Here is a 4,166-nt window from a genome sequence, read left to right as displayed (position 1 = left end):
ATCCACCGCGCCGGCTTCGTACCCGCGCAACCGGTCCGGCTCAGCCATCATCACCGCCGAGACGAAGATGATCGGAGTTTTCTGGAAACGAGGGTGCTCGCGGATCATCGCCACGAGTTCGAAGCCATCCTGATCCGGCATACAGACATCGACCAAGATGACGGCCATGTCGTTGCGGAGAAGATGTTCAAGAGCTTCGCGGCCGGAGTGCGCCTTGATCAGATTCTCGCCCAGCTGCCCGAGGATGACCTCATAGCTGAGCAGCTTCGCCGGTTGGTCATCGACCAGGAGAATGTTTACCGGATCCATGGGAGCCCCCTCAGCGATGCAGCCACATACGCAGGGCGGATAGCAATTGTTCCGTGTTCACCGGCTTGGCCAGATAATCGGACGCGCCGGCCTCCAGACATTTCTCGCGATCGCCCTTCATCGCCTTCGCGGTGAGGGCGATGATTGGCAGCCGGCGCAGGGCGGGATCGGCCCGGATGGCCTGCGTCGTCTCGTATCCGTCCATCCCGGGCATCATGATATCCATGAGCACGAGGGCAATGTCCGGCTCTTTCTTGATCGCTGCGATCGCCTCGCTGCCGGTCGTCGCCGTGATCACCCGCATGCCGCGGCGTTCGAGGATGCTGCTTAGCGCGAAGATGTTGCGCGCATCGTCGTCGACGAGCAGCACGATCTTGCCGACAAGATCCGCGTCGGAGCTGTGCAGCTGCGCCAGCATCTCCTGCTGGGCGGCAGGTAGGTCCGACACGACCCGGTGTAGAAAGAGCGCCGTCTCGTCCAGCAGCCTTTCCGGAGACTCGACGCCCTTGACAACGACGCTGCGGGCGATCGTGTGAAGCTGCGTGTCCTCCTCCGGCGACAGTTCGCGCCCGGTGAAGACGACAACCGGCACGTCGCCGATCGCCGCGTCGTCACGGATATGCTCCAGCACCTCGAAGCCCGACATGTCGGGCAGTTTAAGATCGAGCACGACGCAGTCTGTCGCGCCCTCGCTGAGGATTTCGAGCGCTTTCGCGCCGGTATCGGCGCTGACGATGTCGATATCATCGTGGTCGAGCAGTCCGGTGACGGCCTGCCGCTCCCGCGCGTCGTCTTCGACCAGGAGGAGCTGCTTGCGACGCGGCTGGGCATAGTCCTTCAGCCGGGCGAGGGCGCGGCCGAGCCCCTCCGTCGTCGTCGGCTTGTTCATAAAGGCGAAAGCTCCACGCGCGAGACCATGCTGGCGATCCTCGTCGAGGGTGACGATCTGTACCGGAATGTGGCGTGTCGCGGGATCCTGTTTGAGTTGGCTCAGCACCGTCCAGCCCAACATATCTGGCAAGAAGACGTCGAGAGTGACCGCGGTTGGCCGGTATTGGCGTGCTAGCGTCAGTGCCTCCGAACCACGCATGGCGACGAGCACCTTGAAACCGTGGTCCCGGGCAAGGTCGATTAGCACGCTGGCATAGTGGGGATCGTCCTCGATGATGAGCAGAACTGAATCCCCGGGTACAATCCGATGACGATCATCCTGCAGCTGCTCCGCCGCGTTCTCGCCGAGCCGGCCCGCCGTCAATGCTGCGATCGATACTGCAGCCGTATCGGCGACGGTCGGGCGCATCGCGATCGGCGCCGCACCCACGAAGCTAGAGGGCAGGAACAGGGTGAAGATGCTGCCCGAGCCCGGCGTGCTGCGCAGCTGGATTTCGCCGCCCAGCAGGGTGGCCAACTCCCGGCTGATGGCCAGCCCTAGTCCCGTGCCGCCGTATTTCCGGCTGGTCGATGCATCGGCCTGCTGGAACGCTTCGAAGATGATCCGCTGCTTGTCGGTCGAGATGCCGATACCGCTATCTGAGACCTCGAATGCGATGACTGCGGGGGCGTGGCGCAGCGACGCATTGTCCGGGCTCCAGCCGCCGCTGACCGGAGAAACCTTGAGCGCGACGCTGCCCTTCTCGGTAAATTTGAAAGCATTGGAGAGAAGGTTCTTGAGGATCTGCTGCAGTCGCTTTGAATCGGTGATGAAGCTGCGGTCCAGGTCCGGCGACAACTCGACGGCGAAGGAGAGCCTGCGGTTTTCCGCTTCGTGACGGAACGAGCGCGTGATGATGTCGAGAAGGCTGGTGAAGAAGATTTCTTCGGCCTCGACCGAAACGGTTCCGGACTCGATCTTGGAGAGATCGAGGATGTCGCTGATCAGATTGAGCAGGTCGGTTCCTGCGGCATGAATGGTGCGAGCGAATTCGACTTGCTTGTCGGAGAGGTTGCGGTCCGGATTTTCACCGAGCTGCTGCCCAAGGATCAGGATCGAGTTGAGCGGCGTCCGTAGCTCATGCGACATGTTGGCGAGGAACTCAGATTTGTATTTGGAGGTTAGGGCYAGCTCGGTCGCCTTCTCTTCGAGCGCGCGCCTGGCCTGCTCGATCTCCTGGTTCTTGGCCTCCACCTCGACATTCCGCTCGGCGAGTTGCTGGGCCTTCTGTTCGAGCTGTTCGTTCGTCTGCTGAAGTTCGCGCTGCTGCGTCTGGAGCTCTCCGGCCAGTTGCTGCGACTGTTTCAAGAAGCTTTCGGTCTGCATCGTCGCTTCGATCGAGTTGAGCACGATGCCGATCGAGGTGGTGAGTTGGTCGAGGAAGGAAACTTGCAGCTCGCTGAAGCAGCTTGTGGTCGCGAGCTCCATGATGGCTTTGACTTGGCCCTCGGACAGGACCGGCAGGACGATGGCGCTGCGGGGCTGTGCCTTGAATACGCCCGAGCCGATTGGTAGGGTGGTAGGAGGCAGGTCCGTGACCAGGATCCGCCGTGCATCCTTGGCGCATTGGCCGATCAGTCCCTGGCCCATCTGGAGTCGTTCCGGATGGCCCTTAACCGGGTCGTCGGCATAGACCGAAAGCAGCCTCAGGCCGGCTGAGGTGCCCTCGGACTCGACCTGGTAGATGACCCCGTGTTGGGCGCCGACGAGCGGCGCTAGCTCCGAAAGGAGCATCTGGGCCACTGTCGAGACGTCGCGATGGCCCTGCAGCATGTTGGTAAAGCGCGCGAGATTGGTCTTTAGCCAGTCCTGGTCGGTGTTGCGCTCGGTGGTGAGGCGCAGATTGCCGATCATCGTGTTGATGTTGTCCTTGAGCTCGGCGACCTCGCCGCGAGCCTCGACCTGGATCGAGCGCGTCAGGTCTCCCTTCGTGACCGCCGTCGCGACCTCCGCGATGGCGCGCACCTGCGTCGTGAGATTCGCTGCCAGGAGATTGACGTTGCCAGTGAGGTCCTTCCAGGTGCCGGCTGTGCCCGGGACGTTCGCTTGGCCCCCCAGGCGCCCGTCCACGCCCACCTCGCGTGCGACAGTCGTGACCTGGTCAGCGAAGGTCGCAAGCGTATTCGTCATGTTGTTGATGGTCTCGGCGAGCGCCGCGACCTCGCCCTTGGAGGCGACTGTCAGATTTTGCTTGAGATCGCCATTGGCCACGGCAGTGACGACCTTGACGATACCGCGCACCTGTTCGGTGAGGTTGGCCGCCATGACGTTGACGGTATCGGTCAGATCCTTCCAGGTGCCGGCCACGCCGGGCACCTGTGCCTGGCCGCCGAGCTTGCCTTCGGTGCCGACCTCGCGCGCCACACGCGTCACCTCGCCGGCGAAGGCGTTGAGCTGATCGACCATCGTATTGATCGTGTTCTTCAGTTCGAGAATTTCGCCCTTCACGTCGACGGTGATCTTGCGGGAGAGATCACCGCGGGCAACCGCCGTCGTCACCTCCGCGATGTTGCGGACCTGCGTCGTCAGATTTGCGGCGAGCAGATTGACGTTGTCGGTCAGGTCCTTCCAGGTGCCGGCGACGCCGGGCACCACAGCCTGTCCGCCAAGGCGCCCATCGGTGCCCACTTCACGTGCCACGCGCGTGACCTCGCCGGCAAATGAGCGGAGCTGATCGACCATCGTGTTTAGCGTTTCCTTCAGCAGCAGGATCTCGCCGCGCACGTCGACCGTGATCTTGCGCGACAGATCGCCGTTCGCGATCGCCGTCGCGACCTCCGCGATGTTGCGCACCTGGGCCGTCAGATTGCMGGCCATCGAGTTGACGCTGTCGGTCAGGTCCTTCCAAGTGCCGGCGACGCCGGGGACCTGCGCCTGTCCGCCGAGCTTGCCTTCGGTACCGACCTCGCGAGCCACGCGCGTAACC

Annotated in this window: 2 protein-coding genes; both read right to left on the bottom strand. The window is 62.9% G+C overall.

The window, feature by feature from the left end; genetic code table 11:
• Window positions 1–309: response regulator (locus AC1DVA_RS26645; RefSeq protein WP_476807890.1), on the bottom strand; the 309-nt coding region annotated here is incomplete at its 3' end.
• 10 nt (window positions 310–319) lie between these two features.
• Window positions 320–4,166: response regulator (locus tag AC1DVA_RS26640; protein WP_476807889.1), on the bottom strand; the 3,847-nt coding region annotated here is incomplete at its 5' end.

It is taken from the genome of Allobosea sp. P4_C6 (genome assembly GCF_056402015.1).
Note: the sequence above shows the minus strand (reverse complement) of the source record. Positions and strands in the feature narration are given on the sequence as shown.